At 67.9% G+C, this 2,075-nt stretch carries 1 protein-coding gene; it reads left to right on the top strand.

Features of this window, described 5'->3' with window-relative positions; all coding sequences use genetic code 11:
* Window positions 1-612: 612 nt before the first annotated feature.
* Complete coding sequence (gene ltrA, locus ACZ6EM_RS40320) at window positions 613-1,974, top strand: group II intron reverse transcriptase/maturase (RefSeq protein WP_465774669.1); 1,362 nt, start codon at window positions 613-615, stop codon at window positions 1,972-1,974.
* The last annotated feature ends 101 nt before the right edge of the window (window positions 1,975-2,075 follow it).

Raw genomic sequence — 2,075 nt, 5'->3', positions numbered from 1 at the left:
ACCAAGATCCCCGACAGAGTCAAGCGTACGTCCAGCAGCTCGGGCATCGTCCCAGCTCAGAGGAGGTGGAGGGGATGTAACCGGGCGTCAAGCTCAGGGCAGCCAGCCGGTGCGAGTCCGGTCCGGGGAGACGCCAGGGTCCCCGGTAGCTGACTCCCGGCGTCGTTCGAGAGGGCGGCGTCGAAGTGGAGTGACAAGCGTCCTTCGGGGGCGTGCGACCGACCAGTCCGCAACATCAAGTGAAGCCTGCAGCGCCGTCATTTAACCCCCGCTCCGGAAGGGGCGGGCCAAGGAGGAGCCGAGCCTGTGCTTGTTTGGCGAAGGCCATGGAAGGCGTCCCAGATCCTGGAGCGGGCGCTCAAGAACCTCCCGGCGTAAGGGGCGTGGAATGGTCGGAAGGGTGTCCTGGGAACTGGAGAGGGCCTACTCGGCCCCGGGATTTGCGGCCCGGGAAGCGTGGCTCGCCTATAACCGGCGGAACCGGGAAGTGGCGGGCTGTCGAGAGGCAGTCGGAGGGGGTCGTAGTAGTGCTGATCGGCGGGACAACACAACCCGTCAGGAGCGAAGGGCCCCTGCTTCATCGATGCGTGACACGAACAAGGAGGTGCCCGGGTGAGTGCCGAATCGGCTGTGTCCGCCCGCCGGGAGGACACAGGCCGCGGTGAGCGGCGTCCTCTGGACAAGGTCCGAGCCTTGCAGTGGACGCTCTACCGCTGTGCCAAGCAAGAACCCGAACGCCGGTTCCATGCCCTGTACGGCCACGTCCACCGCATGGACGTCTTGTGGCGGGCGTGGTCCAGCGTGTGTGCGAACCGGGGCGCGCCGGGCGTGGACGGCGTGACCGTCGACGCGGTGGCCGCTGCCGGGGTGGATGAGTTCCTCCAGGACCTGTCGGAGCGGTTGCGGACGCATACGTATCGTCCGTCGGTGCTGCGACGGGTCCGGATTCCCAAGCCGGGGCGGCCGGGGGAGTTGCGACCGCTGTCGATCCCCACTGTGGCGGACCGGGTGGTGATGACGGCCGCGAAACTGGTTCTCGAACCGGTCTTCGAGGCCCAGTTCACCGAGGCGAGCTTCGGTTTCCGGCCCAAGAGGTCCGCGATCGACGCGTGCGAGGCCGTTCGCGTCGCCGCGAACCAGCGGCAGGATTGGGTGTTCGAGGCCGACATCCGGGACTGCTTCGGGACGATCGACCACGACGCGCTGATGGTCCAGGTGGCCCGGCGGGTGGTGGACCGGTCGATGCTGAAGCTGATCCGGGCGTGGCTGCGGATGGGAGTGCTGGAGGGCGGGGTGACCTTTCCGACCGGGGCGGGAACCCCGCAGGGCTCACCGATTTCTCCGCTGCTGGCCAACGTGGCCCTGCATGTCCTCGATGAGGCGTGGCAGGCGCGTGGCCGGCGGCTGGGGACGTTGGTTCGCTACTGCGACGACTTCGTGGTCCTGTCGCCGACCAGGCAGCGTGCCGAGCAGGCGCGTGAGCTGGCGGCGGAGGTGCTGGGCGGGCTCGGGATGCGGTTGCATCCGGAGAAGTCCGGCATCGTCTGCCTCACCAGGGGCGGGCAGGGTTTCGATTTCCTCGGATTCCATCACCGGAAGGTGGAGTCGTGGAAGTGGCGGGGCAGGTTCCACCTGCAACGCTGGCCCTCGGCGCGGGCATTGGGGGTGCTGCGGGACAAGGTCCGCGCGGCGACCTCCAGATCCCGGACCGAACGGCCGGTGTCCGCCGTGGTGGCCGACCTCAATCCCGTCCTTCGGGGTTGGGCTGCGTCTTTCCGCAACGGGAACTCCGGGCGGAAGTTCAACGCGATTGACGGCTACGTCCACGAGCGGCTGGCGATCTTCGCCAGCCGTAAACACCGGCTCGCGGGCCGGAACTGGACCACCCGTTACACCTATGGGTGGATCACTCGACTCGGGGTCCACCGCCTGACCGGGAACGTACGCGGGGCGACGGTGCATGCCAGCCGGTGAACGATGTCGGAAAGCCGTGTGCGGGAGAACTGCATGCACGGTTTGAAGCGGCGGGGACTGGAAATGGAGCGACAGCCACCGCGCCAGTCCCCGACCCTACT

The organism is Kitasatospora sp. NPDC041917 (genome assembly GCF_055589745.1).
This window is presented reverse-complemented; position numbering and strand designations above follow the sequence as displayed.